Source organism: Methylobacterium sp. C33D, assembly GCF_053345825.1.
Window position 1 is genome coordinate 149,764 of record NZ_JBKFAV010000001.1, and the last position, 16,301, is coordinate 166,064.

The 16,301-nt window shown below is 70.0% G+C and carries 16 protein-coding genes; 1 reads left to right on the top strand and 15 read right to left on the bottom strand.

Annotated elements, in window-relative coordinates; all coding sequences use genetic code 11:
* The first annotated feature begins 134 nt into the window (after positions 1-134).
* Entirely contained in the window at positions 135-1,634 is a 1,500-nt protein-coding gene (locus ACLBXO_RS00805) for a DUF882 domain-containing protein (protein ID WP_447684174.1), read from the top strand.
* 81 nt (positions 1,635-1,715) lie between these two features.
* Here the strand turns inward: ACLBXO_RS00805 and ACLBXO_RS00810 are convergent, their stop codons facing one another.
* From ACLBXO_RS00810 to ACLBXO_RS00880, 15 genes are all read right to left on the bottom strand, one after another.
* Positions 1,716-1,967 carry a hypothetical protein gene (locus ACLBXO_RS00810; protein WP_447684175.1) on the bottom strand — a complete coding sequence of 84 codons (252 nt, stop codon included), beginning with the start codon at positions 1,965-1,967 and terminating at the stop codon, positions 1,716-1,718.
* Positions 1,968-2,160: 193 nt separating this feature from the next.
* Complete coding sequence (gene ppdK, locus ACLBXO_RS00815; RefSeq protein ID WP_447684176.1) at positions 2,161-4,851, bottom strand: pyruvate, phosphate dikinase; 2,691 nt, start codon at positions 4,849-4,851, stop codon at positions 2,161-2,163.
* A 165-nt stretch (positions 4,852-5,016) separates the two neighbouring features.
* A complete protein-coding gene (locus ACLBXO_RS00820; protein ID WP_012319762.1) occupies positions 5,017-5,160 on the bottom strand; it encodes a DUF3096 domain-containing protein in 144 nt (47 codons plus the stop codon).
* 111 nt (positions 5,161-5,271) lie between these two features.
* Entirely contained in the window at positions 5,272-6,375 is a 1,104-nt protein-coding gene (pufC, locus tag ACLBXO_RS00825; RefSeq protein ID WP_331317974.1) for a photosynthetic reaction center cytochrome PufC, read from the bottom strand.
* A gap of 10 nt (positions 6,376-6,385) precedes the next feature.
* Entirely contained in the window at positions 6,386-7,366 is a 981-nt protein-coding gene (gene pufM, locus ACLBXO_RS00830) for a photosynthetic reaction center subunit M (RefSeq protein WP_331317973.1), read from the bottom strand.
* Between the two features lie 77 nt (positions 7,367-7,443).
* Positions 7,444-8,268 carry a photosynthetic reaction center subunit L gene (gene pufL / locus ACLBXO_RS00835; RefSeq protein WP_331317972.1) on the bottom strand — a complete coding sequence of 275 codons (825 nt, stop codon included), beginning with the start codon at positions 8,266-8,268 and terminating at the stop codon, positions 7,444-7,446.
* An 80-nt stretch (positions 8,269-8,348) separates the two neighbouring features.
* Positions 8,349-8,540, bottom strand: coding sequence for a light-harvesting antenna LH1, alpha subunit (pufA, locus tag ACLBXO_RS00840; RefSeq protein WP_012319766.1), 192 nt, complete (start codon positions 8,538-8,540; stop codon positions 8,349-8,351).
* A gap of 10 nt (positions 8,541-8,550) precedes the next feature.
* Positions 8,551-8,787 (bottom strand): light-harvesting antenna LH1, beta subunit, encoded by a 237-nt coding sequence (gene pufB / locus ACLBXO_RS00845; RefSeq protein WP_012319767.1) that lies wholly within the window; start codon positions 8,785-8,787, stop codon positions 8,551-8,553.
* A gap of 127 nt (positions 8,788-8,914) precedes the next feature.
* Positions 8,915-9,136: a hypothetical protein gene (locus ACLBXO_RS00850; protein ID WP_331317971.1), complete on the bottom strand. Its 222-nt coding sequence runs from the start codon at positions 9,134-9,136 to the stop codon at positions 8,915-8,917.
* 35 nt (positions 9,137-9,171) lie between these two features.
* A complete protein-coding gene (gene bchZ, locus ACLBXO_RS00855; RefSeq protein WP_447684177.1) occupies positions 9,172-10,638 on the bottom strand; it encodes a chlorophyllide a reductase subunit Z in 1,467 nt (488 codons plus the stop codon).
* Complete coding sequence (gene bchY / locus ACLBXO_RS00860) at positions 10,638-12,167, bottom strand: chlorophyllide a reductase subunit Y (protein ID WP_447684178.1); 1,530 nt, start codon at positions 12,165-12,167, stop codon at positions 10,638-10,640. Before bchY ends, bchZ begins: the two co-directional genes overlap by 1 nt.
* Positions 12,168-12,172: 5 nt before the next feature.
* Positions 12,173-13,177: a chlorophyllide a reductase iron protein subunit X gene (locus tag ACLBXO_RS00865; protein WP_447684179.1), complete on the bottom strand. Its 1,005-nt coding sequence runs from the start codon at positions 13,175-13,177 to the stop codon at positions 12,173-12,175.
* Positions 13,174-14,112 (bottom strand): chlorophyll synthesis pathway protein BchC, encoded by a 939-nt coding sequence (gene bchC / locus ACLBXO_RS00870; RefSeq protein ID WP_447684180.1) that lies wholly within the window; start codon positions 14,110-14,112, stop codon positions 13,174-13,176. The genes ACLBXO_RS00865 and bchC overlap by 4 nt, the downstream gene beginning before the upstream one ends.
* A 94-nt stretch (positions 14,113-14,206) precedes the next feature.
* On the bottom strand, positions 14,207-15,334 hold the full coding sequence (locus ACLBXO_RS00875; protein ID WP_447684181.1) for a methyltransferase: 1,128 nt from the start codon (positions 15,332-15,334) through the stop codon (positions 14,207-14,209).
* Positions 15,335-15,363: 29 nt separating this feature from the next.
* Entirely contained in the window at positions 15,364-16,233 is an 870-nt protein-coding gene (locus ACLBXO_RS00880) for a polyprenyl synthetase family protein (protein ID WP_447684182.1), read from the bottom strand.
* Between the last annotated feature and the right edge of the window lie 68 nt (positions 16,234-16,301).

Here is a 16,301-nt window from a genome sequence, read left to right on the forward strand (position 1 = left end):
CGCCAGTAGCAACTTTCACGTGCGCGGCCGCACAGCCGGGCACGATTTCGCCACGGTCGAGCCTTAGCCGTTTCGGTCGCGAACCCGGATCAACAGTCGTCCGGTCAAGCTGCCGGGAGAGGATCAGGACCGTCGTGCCCAGTCTCCCGCGCGCCCTTCGCCATCTCACGCTCGCCCTGTCCGGCCTGGTGCTCGGACTGATCGCCGGGACTGCCGAGACCGAGGACGCGGTCGCCAACGGCGACACCCGTTCCCTGTCGATCTACCACACCCACACGCAGGAGAGCGCGACCATCACGTTCAAGCGCGATGGCCGCTATGACCGCGCGGCCCTCGAGCAGCTGAACTGGCTCCTGCGCGACTGGCGGGTCAACGAGCCGACCAAGATGGACCCGCGGCTGTTCGATACGGTCTGGGAGGCCTATCGCCAAGTCGGAGCGACCCAGCCGATCCACGTCGTGTCGGCCTACCGCTCTCCGGGCACCAACGCGATGCTGCGTCGCCGCTCCAAGATGGTGGCCGAGTACAGCCAGCACATGCTCGGCAAGGCGATGGACTTCTTCCTGCCCGACGTGTCGATCGACCGGATCCGCGAGGTCGGTCTCCGGATGCAGCGCGGCGGCGTCGGCTGGTATCCCCATGCCGGAACGCCCTTCGTCCACCTCGACGTGGGCTCCGTGCGGATGTGGCCGCGCATGACCCACGACCAGCTCGCCCGGCTTTTCCCGGACGGCAAGACCGTTCTGCTTCCGAGCGACAACCGCCCCTTCCCCCGCTACGAGGAAGCCAAGGCGGAAATCCTGGCCCGCGGCGGCACCGTTGCGGGGCTGACGACCCAGATGGCGAGCGGCGAGGAGGAGGACGGGCCCGGCCTGTTCGGCTTCCTGGCGAGCCTGTTCGGTGGCGGCCGGTCGGCACCGGAGCCCGCGCCGGTGCAGCCCCCGGTGGAGACCGCGAAGAAGTCGCGGCGCGCGCCCGTCGTCGCCGTGGCGAGCGCCGATCCGCAGGATCCGGTCGGGGCGCGCGCAGCCCTCGCCTACGCGGCGCCCGCGGCCGACGATGCCCTGCGCGGCTCGCTGGTGGAGCGGGCGCAGGCGAAGGGTGGCGACGCGAAGCGCGTCGACGCCAGGGCGCTCCTGACCGCCGGTCAGCCGACTGCCGCGGACGATGAGGTGGCCGCCGTCACAGCGCCGCTCCCGCCGCGGCGCCCCTCGGACATGGCCGCGGTCGTGGCGAGCCTGAACATGCCGCTGCCGCCGCCTCGGCCGGTGCAGTTCGCGGCGCTGGAGCGCGGGATGGCCAACCTCGCGTCCGCGGGCGAGATCCGCGCTCTCGACAAGCCCGCGGCGGCGGCTCCTGCGCGGCCGCGCTCTCTCGTGGCGCCGGACGCGGACGCGAAGGCACAACTTCGGGCATTGTTCGATTCCGTGTCGTCCGGCGCAGGCGCCGCGCCAGCGAGCCGGGCTGTCCCCGTGCACGTGGCCGCCACGCGGCTGCGCGGTACCGCGCCCGACGCCGTCGTCGGCGCGGCGCCCGACCGGGTCACTACCCGGTTCAGTCCCCGCAGCCCCGGCGACGACCTGACGACCCGCTTCACCGGCTCGGCCGCGCGCGCCGTGGCCGGGGCGCGGTGAGCCTCGCGCCGCGGCCGGACCATCCTCGTCGACGCTGCGAAGTGATCGAGCCCCGCGCGGCGGCGGATGTCGCTTTCCGGCTCAGCGCAGAGGCTTGGACAGATTGACCGCCAGTGCGCCGACGAGCGTGGTCGCGTAGCTGTCTTCCTGCGTCGCCGAGATGCGCTCGGCCTCGTTGCCACTGTTGGCGGCGACGGACATCATCAGCATGACTGCCGTGACGAGACCGCCGAGACCGGCGACAAGGGCGAGATAGGCGCGGACGGCGGCGCGCGGGACAGCCGCGACCGCTTCGGTCTCGGCGAGGCACAGCGGCGATGGGCTGTGAGGCATGGTGACGGCCGATTCTGACGGGCGTTGCTGAACCCGACGCGGGCCGATTAGGCGCACGCCGGGGGTGCCCGTTCAATCGAAGAACGCCTCACAATGAGTCGAGTTCGACCGAAAGGCGAGTTTTTCCACCGATCCTCATACGAGCGGATGATATCCGAAAGGGGGACGCCGCCCGGCATCCCCCGGCCCGGCCTCAACCTTCCTTGCCGGCGACCTTGCCGAGCGCCGCCTGGGCGGCCGCGAGCCGGGCGATCGGTACCCGGTAGGGCGAGCAGGACACGTAATCGAGCCCGACTTCCTGGCAGAAGCCCACCGAGGCGGGGTCGCCGCCGTGCTCGCCGCAGATGCCGAGCTTGATGTCCGGGCGCGTCTTGCGGCCGCGCTCGACGCCGATGCGCACCAGTTCGCCCACGCCCTCCTGGTCGATCGTGATGAACGGATCGGCCGGCAGGATGCCCTTCTGGGTGTACGGGCCCAGGAAGGTGGCGGCGTCGTCGCGGGAGATGCCGAGCGCCGTCTGCGTCAGGTCGTTGGTGCCGAAGGAGAAGAACTCCGCGGTCTCGGCGATCTCGTTGGCCTTGAGGGCGGCGCGCGGCAGCTCGATCATCGTGCCGACCTGGTAGTCGAGGGCCGCGCCCTTCTCCTCGGCGACGGCCTTCGCCATGGCGTCGATGCGGGCCTTCACGATGTCGAACTCGGCGCGGGTGAAGACCAGCGGCACCATCACTTCGGGCGTCACCGCCTTGCCGGTATCCGCGGCCGCCTGGACGGCGGCCTCGAAGATCGCCCGGGCCTGCATCTCGGCGATCTCCGGGAACGCGATCGCGAGACGGCAGCCGCGGAAGCCGAGCATCGGGTTGTGCTCGGACAGCTCGCGCGTCCGGTGGCGGATCTTCTCCTCGGAGACGCCCGTCGCCTTGACCACCTCGGCGACTTCGGCGTCGGTGTGCGGCAGGAACTCGTGCAGCGGCGGGTCGAGGAGGCGGATCGTGACCGGCAGGCCGGACATGATCGTGAACAGCTCCAGGAAGTCCTGCCGCTGGTAGGGCAGGATCTTCGCGAGCGCCGCGCGGCGGCCCTCGGCGTCGTCCGCCAGGATCATCTCGCGCACCGCGATGATGCGGTCACCCTCGAAGAACATGTGCTCGGTGCGGCAGAGGCCGATGCCCTCGGCGCCGAAATTGCGCGCGGTGCGGGCATCGGTCGGCGTGTCGGCGTTGGCGCGGACCTTCATGCCGCGGATCGCGTCGGCCCATTCCATGAGGGTAGCGAAGTCGCCCGACAGCTCGGGCTCCAGCATCTTCACCTCGCCCTGGATCACTTGGCCGGTGGACCCGTCGATGGTGATCTTGTCGCCGGCCTTGAGGGTCGCGCCGCCGACCGTCAGGGTCTGCGCCTTGTAGTCGATCCGGATGGAGCCGACGCCGGAGACGCAGGGCTTGCCCATCCCGCGGGCGACCACCGCCGCGTGGCTTGTCATGCCGCCGCGGGTTGTGAGGATGCCCTCGGCGGCGTGCATGCCGTGGATGTCCTCGGGCGAGGTCTCGATCCGCACCAGGATGCACTTGCGCTCGGCCTTGCGGTGCGCCTCCGCGTCCTCGGAGTTGAACACGATCTCGCCGGTCGCCGCGCCGGGCGAGGCCGGCAGGCCCGAGGCGATGACCTTGCGGTCGGCCTTCGGGTCGATGGTCGGGTGCAGGAGCTGGTCGAGTGCGCCGGGCTCGACGCGGCCGATCGCCTCCTCGCGGGAGATCAGACCCTCGCCCGCCAGATCAACGGCGATGCGCAGGGCGGCCTTGGCCGTGCGCTTGCCGTTGCGGGTCTGGAGCATCCAGAGCTTCCCCTTCTCGATGGTGAACTCCATGTCCTGCATGTCGCGGTAGTGCGATTCCAGGATCCCGTAGATCCGGGTCAGCTCCGCGAAGCTCTCGGGCATGGCCTTCTCCATGGAAGGCTTGTCGCTCTCGGCCTCGATGCGGGCCTTCTCGGTGATGTTCTGCGGCGTGCGGATGCCCGCCACCACGTCCTCGCCCTGCGCGTTGATCAGGAACTCGCCGTAGAGCGCCTTCTCGCCGGTGGACGGGTTGCGGGTGAAGGCGACGCCGGTGGCCGAGGTGTCGCCCATGTTGCCGAACACCATGGCCTGCACGTTGACGGCCGTGCCCCAGCTCTCCGGGATGTTGTTCAGCTCGCGGTACTTCTTGGCGCGCGGGATCATCCAAGAGTTAAACACGGCGCCGATCGCGCCCCAGAGCTGGTCGTCGGCGCCCTGCGGGAAGTCGGAGCCGTGCTCCTCGCGCACGATCTTCTTGTAGGTCTGGATTAGCGTCTTCCAGTCCGCCGCGCCGAGCTCGGTGTCGAGGTCGAAGCCCTTGCCCTCCTTGTACTGCTCCAGCGCCTCCTCGAAGGCGTGATGCTCGACGCCGAGGACGACGTTCGAGTACATGGTGATGAAGCGGCGGTAGGAATCGTAGGCGAAGCGCTCGTCGTCGGCCTCCTTGGCGAGGGCCAGCACGGTCTCGTCGTTGAGGCCGAGATTGAGCACCGTGTCCATCATGCCGGGCATCGAGGCGCGGGCGCCGGAGCGAACCGAGACGAGGAGCGGGTTGGTCGAGTCGCCGAACTTGCGGCCGGTGAGCGCGCCGACCTGCGCAAGCGCGGCCGAGACCTGGTCCTTGAGCTCGGGCGGGTAGGCCTTGCCGTGGTCGTAGAAGTAGGTGCAGACCTCGGTGGTGATGGTGAAACCGGGCGGGACGGGCAGGCCCAGGTTGGACATCTCGGCGAGATTGGCGCCTTTGCCGCCGAGCAGGTCGCGCATCTGCGACTTGCCCTCTGCCTTGCCGTCACCGAAGGCATAGACCCACTTCGCGCTGCCGGTCGCCATGTCGATCCCGTCCGTATCTGGTGCCCGGCGCCGGCCGAGCTGATGGGCGGGGTTGGACCATCCCGCAGCGCAACGCAAGATGAACGCGCGATGGCCCTGTGCGTGCGTGACTGACGGCGCGCGCGGTCTGTCAGGCCCGCGCCGTCGCGGTGCGGGCGCGGGCCCTCAATGCAGGATTCCGAGCCCGATCACGCCGACGACGATCAGGTAGATCGCGACGATGTAGTTGAGCAGCCGCGGCATCACCAGGATCAGGATCCCGGCCAGGATCGCGATCAGCGGCTGGAGGTTCGAGATGGTGATGGTCACGGGCACCTCCTGAGGGCCGAGCTTGGCCGCCGGTATCGACGTCCCTACCCCGCGGAGGTTCCCTGTAGCTTGAGCGGAGCGGCCGGCCGGTCCGGCCGCTCCGAGGGCCGATCAGGGCTTCGGCGTCGGCGTCTCGGTGCCGGGGATCGGATCCTTGGCCTCGCCGGTCGGCAGGCTCACGGCGATCGTCGGATGCGACAGCTCTGGATACGGTTCGATCACGTGGGCGCCGTTGAGTGGCTTGTTGGCGCCGTTGTGGCAGGTGGCGCAGTTGATCTTCGGCGCGTCCCCAAGTGCCCCGAGCCGGTTGCGCGGGAAGGTCGAAGTCAGGGGCGTCATGTAGTCTTGGTTCAGGTCCCGCACCATGCGGATGCCGTACCAGGCGTGGACGCGGTTGGGCGTGCTCGTGTCCCACTGCGCCACCGAGCGGGTGTTGTGGCAGAAGGTGCAGTTCACCCCGAGGGACTGCGACATGCTGATCATGATCGCGAAGGTCTTCTCCGCGTCCTGGATCGGCTTGCCCTTCGTCTCGGGCAGCGCCGTGGTGGCGTTGACCCGGACCGCGTCCTCCGACGTCTCCTTGTGCTGGTAGAAGGCCTGATAGACGTCGTAGGGCAGCGAGGTGTTGCCGACTTCCGCGGAGGCCAGGTTCTGGCTGTTGTTGCGCGGGATGAAGCGGCCCGCCCCCTGCACCGGATGGTCGAACCAGATGTTGGCCGGGACCGGGTTGCCGCGGTGGCACGTGTAGCAGGTCACGCCCGCCTGATGGACGTGATTCTCCTTCCACGTGGAGTTGATGTACTGCGTCATCTGGATCATGCGGCGGGCGACGCGCTTCTGGTAGAGCTCGTCGGACGCCATGTTCTCGGTGCTGTGGCAGTAGGTGCAACCCTGCTGCGGCGCGACCCATTCGGTGATCGACACCATCAGCCGATTGAACTGCTCGGCCGAGAGATCGCCCAGAACTTGGACGTTTTGGTAGACGGCCGACGCCTTGTCACCGCCCGCATCGGCCGGATCGGCCGGGGTCGGGGCGACGTTCGCGGCGGCGAGCGCCTCGTTGCCGGCGCGGGTCCGGATCAGGTCCATGCCCGTCCCGCGGAAGCCGGTCTGCTTGTTCGCCATCGGCGGATGGGTCCAGCCGGCGCCGCCGAACATCGCGATGGTGAGGAAGAGGGCCAGTGCGCCGCCGGCCACCGCCAGAATCGTCTTCATGACGGCCTCCTCACGGCTTCATGCCGGGTGCGAGATGGGCGGGATCCACGATCGGGCCGTAGACCTGCGGGTACGAGGGCGCGACGCCGTGCTTGACGGCCCAGAGGTACCAGTTGTCGACCACGGTCCCGGTGAGCAGGATGCCGATGCCGCCGGTCAGCGTCGTCAGCACGGCGAACCACCACGCCCAGCGGTGGATCGACTCCATCGTGGCGTTGAAGCCCATGGTCCAGCGCCAGAACAGGGCGGCGCGCTCGGTGGCCGTGCCGCGGTCGACGATCTGGTCGATCTCGCGCTCCGCGCCGTAGCGCGAGCAGGCCAGGATCGTGCCCCCGTGCATCGCGAACAGCAGCGTCGATCCGTAGAGGAACGTGATCGAGAGCATGTGGAACGGGTTGTAGAAGAGGTTGCCGTAGCGGAGCGAGAAGGCCGCGGTCCAGTCGAGGTGCGGGAAGATGCCGAAGGGCACGGCTTCCGACCAAGAGCCCATCAGCACCGGCCGGATGAAGCCGAGGACGAGGTAGAGCCAGATCGCCGAGGCGAAGGCCCACGGCACGTGGAGGCCGAGGCCCAGCGCCTTCGCACGCCGGTAGAGGTGGACCCACCAGAGCAGGATCGAGGCCGTCAGGAAGAAGCCGGCGATGAGCCACCAGCCGCCCTCATTGAGGGGGGGCAGGACCTTCAAGCCGTATTTCGGGAGCGGCGGCTCCAGGGCGAGCCACGGCAATTGCCGCACGAACTGCACCGGATCCCAGTTCACCGAGGCCCACATGTTGAGCCCGATGATCTCGAAGGCGATCACCCCGCAGGTGATCGACAGGGCCGCGATGTATCCGATGTAGATCGGGCCGACCTGGCTGTTGCCGATCAGCCCGAACAAGTAGCTGTTGAAAGGCTTGCCGACGCGCTCGTCGACCGCCACCGGAACGCCCTGATCCGGCACGAGCGGGCGAACCTGAACCTGCGTGAAGATGTTCTGGTAATAGGCCATGGCCTGCCCTCCCCCGAGTGCCGCGCTGGGCGCCGGCGACCCGCGTTAATCCCCTCGTTCCGTTCGCGTCCGACCCGTCATCGCCAGACCGGCAGGTTGAGCCACCAGCCCCACCATTGCGGCCACCCCTGGGTCCAGAACGGCCCGCTGATCACGATGCAGACCGCGCTCCAGAACCCCGCCGACAGGGCCAGGAACAGGCCGAGGCGGTGGATGCCGAGCGTGCCGATCGAGTAGCCGATCGTATCGCGGAAGAAGGTGTCCTCGTGCTCGGGCGTCTTGACGGTCTCGCCCTTCTGCGGATTGGTCGCCGACAGGATCAGGCCGCCGTGCATCGCCAGCGCGAGCGTGGTCGTGAAGAAGAACGTCACGGCCAGCATGTGTGCCGGGTTATAGTGGAAATGGAGATACTGGTATCCCGTGTTCGACACCCAATCGAGATGGCTGAGAATGCCGTACGGGAAGCCGTAGCCCCAGGCGCCCATCAGGAACGGGCGGATCACCACCAGGGTGAAGTAGGCGAAGATCGCCATGCCGAAGGCGACCGGCACGTGGTAGCCGATGCCGAGCTTGCGGCAGATCTCGACCTCGCGCAGCGCCCAGGACACGAACGAGCCCAGCGCGCACATGGTGATGATCTGCCAGAGCCCGCCTTCCTTCAGCGGCGCGAGCCTCAGGCCGTAGCTGATATCCGGCGGGGCGATGTTGATCTGCCAGACGTTCCAGGTCGGCCCGATCGCCGCGCCGTAGATGACGAGCGCGGTGCCCAGCACCGTGAAGAACATCCCGACCACGCCGAAGAAGCCGACGAAGAACGGCCCGACCCAGAAGTCGAACAGGTCGCCGCCGAGCAGAGTGCCGCCGCGGACCCTGTATTTGCGCTCGAAGCTCAGCATCGCCATGGCGGCTGCTCCTCAGTCAGGCCGGAGAAGAGGAAGGAAGGGTGACCGCGGCCCTCGCGCGCCGCGGTCCGGACCGGCGTTCAGGCCGGCATCTGCGGCAGCGCGAGCGTGATGGTGTTCTCGGCCGCCTTGTTGTTTCTCGGGCCGTCCAGCCAGTTGAACCGGTCGGTCGAGAGCAGGATGAAGTGGATCAGCAGCGCGAGGATGAAGAGGAAGGTGAACAGAGCCACCAGTGTGCGCCGCGGATCGAAGAGCAACCAAACCTTGTGCATTCGATCCTCCTCAGCCGATCATCGTGACGAGGGCGTGGGCCGCATCGCGGACGCCCTCGAGAGAGGCGTAGCCCTGCGGTCCGGGGAGCCACGGACGCCACAGCCAGACGAGGATGTGGGCAACCACGGCGATCGCCGTGAAGATGAGGAAGCTCGTCAGGAAGATCGCGTGGAACTCCTTGGCTTCCGGTTCCGTCAGCCCGGACAGGCTGCTCGGTCTTTCTGTTGTGACGGGTCCACTCGCCATCGTTCAGACCTCCGTGTGTTGGCCGCGCCTCTGGCGAGGCGCGACGGGTTCAGCCGCGATGCCTTGCGGCGGTCACGGCCCGACTTCCCCCGCGTGACCGGACGGAAGCGTCTCGCTCAGGGGCGTGTCAGCCCATGAAGGCGAAGGGGATCGCCTGAACCGCCATGGCGCGGGCTTCGCCGAAGACCGAGCGGCGCGCCGGCAACAGGCCGGGGCGAGCGGCCTCGCGGGCCGGCCGGAACCGGTTCAGCGTCGCGGCGGCGAGGAAGAACGGGTAGGTCGCCGCCAGGATCAGCCGGAACTGAAGCGCTTCCTGGTGCTGGCGGCCGGTCGGGACCATCGTTCGCATCGTCAGGTCTCCTCTGGGTGAAACGGAAAGGCGGCTCATGCGGGGACTCCCACCGCGAGGGCGGCGCGGGCCCGCGCCACATGGGCGGGCGCTACGGCGGCGGCCTCGGTGTCCCGGGCAGCCTGCTCGGCGGCGTCGCGCAGGCGCTTGGCGGCCGAGATGCGGGCGAGCACCGGCTGGGCCTCGACCAGGGCGTCGAGCGCCTGCCGGGCGGCCTCGTCCCAGGGCAGCTCGGCGTTGCGACGGGCCGGGGTCGCCTCGACCTTGTCCATGTCGCGGGCGAGCGGCAGGATGTGGAAGAGCGTGTCGAACAGGGCGTTGCAGACCTCCTGGACCAGGTAGGTCGCCCCGGCGTAGCCCATGAAGGGCGTGCCGGTGTGCCGCCGGATGATGGCGCCGGGGAACGAGGCCGGCACGTAGGTCGCCCGGGCGCCGCACTCGGCGAGGTACATCCGCTCGTTGAACGAGCCGAACAGCACCAGCGGCGGCTTCGCGGCGACGGCCGCCCGCACGGCCGCGTTGTCGGGCTTCAGACCGGCCGAGCGCCCGAAGGCGAAGTGGCAGGGCAGGCCCATCTCGTCTTCGAGGAAGTGGCGCACGCCGCGGGCGTAGGTCTCTGTGGCGACGATGCCGAAGCTCGCCGTGCCGAAGAAATCCTGGGTCACCGAACGCCAGAGATCCCAGACGGGCTTGATCGTGGTGTGGCGCTCCCGTTCGATGAACGGCTCGGGATCGAGCCCGAGGATGTCGCCCAGAGAGCGCAGGAACTTGGTGGTCGACAGGATGCCGATCGGCGCCTGCAGGTACGGGCGCTCCAGATCCTCGCAGAGGAGCCGGCCGAACTCCCGGTACAGGCAGATGTTGGCGTCCGCGTTGACCAGCTTCGGCACGTCGGCGAGGTGTGCGCCGAGCGGGAAGGTGAGGTTCACCTCGGCGCCGATCCCCTCCACCAGACGCCGGATCTCGGCGAGGTCGGAGGGCATGTTGAAGGTGCCGTAGGCCGGGCCGATCAGGTTCACCCGCGGCTTCTCGCCGGGCTTCTTCTCGGGCCGGGCCGGAATGCCCTTCTTGGCGAACTTCTTCGCCCCGTATTCTTGCCAGAGCCAGCGCATGGCCCGGTCGGCGGCCTGCCACTGATCCTCGTCGATGGTGCGGGGCAGGAAGCGCTGGAGGCCGGTGCCTTCCGGCGTCACGCCGCCGCCGATCATCTCCGCGATGGAGCCGGTGACCACCACGCTGGGCTGTCCCGGATCGAGGGTGGCGTGGGCGCGCTTCATGGCGCCCTCGGTGCCGTGCCGGCCGAGTTCCTCCTCGGCGAGGCCGGTCACGACGATCGGCAGTTCGTGCGGCGGCAGCGCGTCGGTGTAGTGCAGCACCGAGGTGACCGGCAGGTTCTCGCAGCCGACCGGGCCGTCGATGACGACCTGGAGACCCTTGATCGCCGTGAAGACGTAGACCGCGCCCCAGTAACCGCCGGCCCTGTCGTGATCGAGGATGAGCATCAGGCCATCTCCCCGATCGGCTTCTTCGGGCCCTCGATCTTCGGACCCTGGCGGCGCTGCGGCACCTCCTCCCAGACGCCGGCGGCGTGGCCGGTGCCGACGCCCTCGAAGAAGTCGCGCATGGCGTCGAAGCGCGCCCTGTTGCCGAGCGCTGCGTTGATCACCGTGGCGAGCGACCCGGCGCCGGCCGCGCCCATCAGCGGGCGTGCCGAGATCAGGTTGGTGAAGTAGAGGGCCGGCGTGCCGCGCTCCTTGGCCCGCTGCACGACCGGCGTCGTGCCGATGGCGAGATCGGGCTTCAGCGAGTCGAGGGCGTACAGATCGTCTTCCAGCGATGCCCGGTAGTGCACCTGCGTGCCGCGGGCCTCCAGCCAGTCGCGGTCGGCCTCCGACCAGGGCGTGCGCGGGCAGGCGGTGCCGACGTAGGGAACTTCGGCGCCGCTCTCGACGAGGAGGCGCGCCACGAGCAGCTCCGACCCCTCGTAGCCCGAGAGCGTGATCCGCCCCTTGATCGGCATCGCGCCGAGCGCACCGCGGATGCCGGGCAGGATCCTGTTCTTGGCGGCCTCGACGGTGGCGCGCGCCACCCCGCAGGCCTCGCCGATCCGGTCGAGCCAGTCGGCGGTGCCGTCGACGCCCACGGGGGCCGAGCCGACGATCGGGCGGCCGGCCGCCTCGAACTCACGGATCGAGGCCGTGTAGAACGGGTGGATCGCCGCGACAGCCGCGCAGTCGAGGGCGGCGTAGAGCTCGCGCCATTCCCGGGTCGGCACCACCGGCCCGGCCGCCAGACCCAGCGGCTCGAGGAGCGCGCCGATCACCACCGGATCGGCCGGGAAGACCTCGCCGAGGAGCGCCACGCTCGGACGCTCCGAGCGGCCGCCGCGCGGCGCTGCGACGGGACCCTGCTCGGCCTCGCTGCGGGCGACCTTCAGCATGGCGCCGGCCAGGACGTCCTTCGCTTCGGCATGAGTCGGCACACCGAAGCCCGGCACGTCGATGCCGATCACCCGGACGCCGTCGATCTCCTTCGGCAGCAGCCGGAGCGGCACGCCGGAGGCCGTCGGGACGCAGAGGTTGATGACGACGACGGCGTCGTAGTCTTCCGGCTTCGCGGTGGCGTGGACCGCCTCGCGGATGTCCTCGAACAACTTGCCGGTGACGAGCGTCTCGGAGTTGAACGGCACGTAGCCGACGCTGCGCCGCGCCCCGTAGAAGTGCGACGTGAAGGTCAGGCCGTACACGCAGCAGGCCGAGCCCGACAGGATCGTGGCGGTGCGGCGCATGCGCAGGCCGACCCGCAGCGAGCCGAAGGCGGGGCACATGCTCTGCGGCTGGTCGTGCGGTCCCTGCGGATAGTCGCTGCGCAGCTGCGCGAGCGTCTCCGACATGCCGGCGGCTTCCGCGGCCGCGACCATCGCGTCCTTGCCGGCGTGGCAGCCCAGGCCGTCGCTCTGCGCGGCGGCGAGGTCGACGGCGGCCGGTGCCTTGCGGGCCCGCAGATCGGCGATGTCGAGGGAGACGGCCATGCGCGTCAGACCTCGTCGTACACGACTTCGAGGGACGGCTTGGTCACGTGGGCGACGCCGCACATGTCCTCGTGGGTCGCCGGGACCAGGACCACGTCGCGGCCGGTCACATCGCTGGAGAACAGGGCGAGGAGCCCGTCCTGGGTGAGCGGCGTCGGCCGGTGCGGGGCTGCGTCCGCCACGTTGGCGGCGAGATCCGAGAACAGGCTGCCCCAGCGGCTCTCCGGCCGGCCGATGATCTCGTAATTCGCGCTCTTGCGGCGGATGTCGTCGTCTGCCGGGATCGAGGCCAGGACCGGGATGCCGGCGGCCTCCGCGAAGGCCTGAGCCTCGCCGGTGCCGTCGTCCTTGTTGATCACGAGGCCGCCGACGCCGACATTCCCGCCGAGCTTGCGGAAATACTCCACCGCCGAGCAGACGTTGTTGGCGACGTAGAGCGACTGCAGGTCGTTCGAGCCGACGACGATGACCTTCTGGCACATGTCCCGGGCGATCGGCAGGCCGAAGCCGCCGCAGACCACGTCGCCGAGGAAGTCGAGGAGGACGAAATCGAAGCCCCACTCGTGGAAGCCGAGCTTCTCAAGCAGCTCGAAGCCGTGGATGATGCCGCGGCCGCCGCAGCCGCGCCCGACCTCGGGGCCGCCGAGCTCCATGGCGTAGACGCCGTCGCGCTTGAAGCAGACATCGCCGATCGCGACCGTCTCGCCGGCGAGCTTCTTCTTGGTCGAGGTCTCGATGATGGTCGGGCAGGCCTTGCCGCCGAAGAGCAGTGACGTCGTGTCGCTCTTCGGGTCGCAGCCGATCAGCAAGACCTTCTTGCCCTGCTGGGCCATCATGTAGCTGAGATTGGCCAGGGTGAACGACTTGCCGATGCCGCCCTTGCCGTAGATCGCGATGATCTGAGTCTCTTTCTTCGCCGGCGCGGTGGCGACCGCGTCGGGCTCGATCGCGGCCTCTGCGCGGAGCTGGGTCGCTTGGGACAGGGCGGCCTTGTTGAGCTGAACGTTCACGCGGCGTCCCTCCAGTCGAGGATCATCTTCAGGCAGCCCGGATCCGCGAACGCGGTGCGGTAGGCGTCCTGTGCCCGCGCCGCCGGGGCACGGTGGGTGATCAGCCCGTCGAGCGAGAGCCGGCCGCTGTCGATCAGCCGGGTCACCGCCGCCGTGTCCTCGGATCGGAACTCCGCGGAGATCCGGATCCGGGCCTCGCGCATGAAGGCGGGCGGGAAAGCGAAGCTCAGGGGCGCCTCGTAGAACCCGGCGAGGACGATCTCGCCCCCTGGCGCGAGGCGGGCGATCAGGTCATCGAGGCCGGCGGCGTTGCCGCTGACATCCGTGATCGTCGCGTAGTCGCGGCGCGGATCCGCGTCGGGTGCGACGACGGCGTAGCCGTGGTCGCCCGCGGCCCGGACGGGGTCCGTCTCCCAGACTGTGGGCGCGGCGCCCGCCGCCAAGGTCAGGCGGGCGAGGAGGCGACCGAGCACACCGTGCCCGACGATGAGCGGCGTCGCGTTGGGTGTGAGGCGCCCGAGGGCGCGATGGGCCGTCGCAGCGAGGGCCAGGAGACAGGCCTGCTCGCCCAGTGCCTCGTCGACCGGCACGAGGCGCGCGGCGGGGGCGACCAAGTGGGACGCCGCGCCCCCGAACAGGCCGCGGACAGCGCCGAAGCAGCGGGCTCCTGGGATGTAGACGGTCTGACCGACGCGGACCGTGGCGCCGGCATCGGCCGCGACGACGGTTCCGACGGATTCGTAGCCCGGCACCAGCGGGTAGCCCATGCCCGGGAAGGGCGGCATCCGTCCCGACCAGAGCAGGCGCTCGGTGCCGGTGCTGATCCCGCTCCACGACACCGCCACGACCGCGTCAGTGTCGCCGGGCGGCGTCAGGGCCAGGCGCTGGACCGAGAGGTGCTCCGGGTTTTCCAGAATGACGGCCAGAGCGTCCATGGCTGGAAGTGTCCACCCCTTGCCTCGCGACTCTCTCTGGTGCGAAGCCGCTATGTGTCATCCTAGATAGACACAGACCAGCGTCAAGTCACACTTACTTTGCCGCGCTCGATTTTTGGGCTGTCAGTACCCGTGCGAGCAGGGGGCGCCGTGTCGGATGCTCGTGCGTGGTGGTGAAACCGGCGGCGGCCAGCATCGCGCGCAGCTCCTCGGACCGGCGCGGACGACCGGAGCCCATCGCCAGGAGGTAGAAGCCGAAATAGGCGTCGCCGACCGGCTCGGCGCCGGGCGTCCCGGCCATCGGTTCCGCAATCAGGAGCATCCCGTCAGGTGGGAGCGCCGCGTAGACAGCCTTGAGCAGCTCCTGGGCCGGCGCGTCGTCGTGATCGTGGACGATCCGTACCAGGGAGATCGTGTCGGCGCCCGCCGGCAAGCCGCCATGGAAGTCGCCGCCGCGGCAGGTGATCCGCTCGCCGAGGCCGGATTGGCGCAGCCGCGCGGCGGCGCGGTCGGTGACGGCCGGCAGGTCGAACAGGGTCAGACGGGGCGCCGCGTGCCGCGCCGCCACGGCCTGCAGGAAAGCGCCCTCCCCGCCACCGACATCCATGAGGTGCCGGACACGCGACAGATCGCAGGCGTCGAGCACGTCCTCCGCGATCAGCGCCTGCGAGACGCCCATCAGGCCGCTGTAGGGGGCCACGGCCTGCGCATCGCCGGCCGCGCCCGCCGCGTAGGGCCAGTAACCCGCGAGGCGGGTCGGCTGGGCCTGCCCGCGCAGCAGGGCGACCGGGTCCGCGAGGTCGGCGTAGAGCAGCGCGTGATGCTCGATCATGGCGGCGACGCCGGGATTGCCGACGAGCGCGGCGCCCAGGTCGGCGAGCCCGAATCGGTCGCGCGACAGGGCGCGCAGCAGCCCGAGGGACTCGGCGGCGCGCAGCAGGCGTCGGGCCGCGTCCGGCGAGAGGTCGAGCCGCCGTGCCAGCACGTCGACTGTGAGCGGGCCCTCGGCCAGGATCGCGAACAGGTCGAGGCGGACGCAGGCGGTCAGGACCTGTGCGTAGACGAAGCCGGCGCAGAGATCGAACAGCGCGCGCGTGTTGCGCTGCGCGACCCGGCGGGTCAGCGGAAACCCGGCCGCCCAGCGCTGGAAGCGTGGGTTCGCGACGAGGCGGTTGCGCCACGCGAGCCATCTGTCCGCCCAGGCGGGCGGCACCGGCGGCACCGTGCCGGTTCCGGGGAACGATCCGGCGCTCAGGCCATCACCGCCCGCAGGCTCGCGGGCAGGAACAGCCGCGCCTGCGCCTCGATCTCGGCGGTGAGCGCGGCTGCGCCCGGACAGGCCGGGATCGCCGCGACCGCCTCGCGCGTCAGCCGGGACAGGCGTTCCATCGCACCGCCAGTCCCGAGGAGGGCGGCGGCGTTGGGACGGCCCAGCGTCGCGTCTCGCCCGGCCGGCTTGCCGATCTCCTCCTGCCGGCAGGCGACGTCGCGCAGGTCGTCGGCGACCTGATAGGCCTCGCCCAGGCACTCGCCGAGGCGGCGCCAGGGCTCGGGCTCCGCCCCCGCCGCCGCGGCGCCGGCCACGGTGGCGGCGGCGAACAGGGCGCCCGTCTTCGCCTGCTGGTAGTCGCTAAGGCTGATATGCGCCTCCGATTCCCAGGCCTGCCCGGCCGCGATGCCGGACGGCGAACCGGCGGCCCGGCCGAGCAGCCCGACCAGATGACCGAGGCGCGTCGGATGGCCCCCGGCGGACCGCGCGAGGGTCTCGAAGGCGAGGACGATCAGGGCGTCGCCGGTCAGGACGGCGATCGGCTCACCGAAGGCGACGTGGACGGAGGGCTTCTGCCGCCGCATCGGCGCGTCGTCGAAGCACGGCAGGTCGTCGTGGACGAGCGAGGCGCAGTGCAGGAGTTCGATGGCGGCGGCTGCGGCGACGGACCCGGCCGGGTCGTCGTCCCCGCAGGCGCGGGCCACAGAGAGGCACAGGCGCGGCCGGATCCGGTGGCCGCCGGGAAACACCGCGTAGCGGAGGGCCTCCGCCAGAAGGGGCGGCGCGCCGGGCGCCTCCGCGTGCGCAACGGCGCGATCCAGTGCCATCTCGATCCGCCGACCGGACTCCATCGCGTTGCCTCCCGTGTTGTATGCGGTTGTCAGCAACAGGTGTCATTTCTTATTGACACTTTGCAGAG

Coding starts and splice junctions, on each gene's coding strand:
- ACLBXO_RS00880 (WP_447684182.1), bottom strand. CDS start 16,233: ATGGAGTCCGGTCGGCGGATCGAGATGGCACTGGATCGCGCCGTTGCG.
- pufM (WP_331317973.1), bottom strand. CDS start 7,366: ATGGCCTATTACCAGAACATCTTCACGCAGGTTCAGGTTCGCCCGCTC.
- ppdK (WP_447684176.1), bottom strand. CDS start 4,851: ATGGCGACCGGCAGCGCGAAGTGGGTCTATGCCTTCGGTGACGGCAAG.
- pufA (WP_012319766.1), bottom strand. CDS start 8,540: ATGCACAAGGTTTGGTTGCTCTTCGATCCGCGGCGCACACTGGTGGCT.
- bchC (WP_447684180.1), bottom strand. CDS start 14,112: ATGGACGCTCTGGCCGTCATTCTGGAAAACCCGGAGCACCTCTCGGTC.
- pufL (WP_331317972.1), bottom strand. CDS start 8,268: ATGGCGATGCTGAGCTTCGAGCGCAAATACAGGGTCCGCGGCGGCACT.
- bchZ (WP_447684177.1), bottom strand. CDS start 10,638: ATGCTCATCCTCGATCACGACAGGGCCGGCGGTTACTGGGGCGCGGTC.
- ACLBXO_RS00810 (WP_447684175.1), bottom strand. CDS start 1,967: ATGCCTCACAGCCCATCGCCGCTGTGCCTCGCCGAGACCGAAGCGGTC.
- bchY (WP_447684178.1), bottom strand. CDS start 12,167: ATGGCCGTCTCCCTCGACATCGCCGATCTGCGGGCCCGCAAGGCACCG.
- pufC (WP_331317974.1), bottom strand. CDS start 6,375: ATGAAGACGATTCTGGCGGTGGCCGGCGGCGCACTGGCCCTCTTCCTC.
- pufB (WP_012319767.1), bottom strand. CDS start 8,787: ATGGCGAGTGGACCCGTCACAACAGAAAGACCGAGCAGCCTGTCCGGG.
- ACLBXO_RS00850 (WP_331317971.1), bottom strand. CDS start 9,136: ATGCGAACGATGGTCCCGACCGGCCGCCAGCACCAGGAAGCGCTTCAG.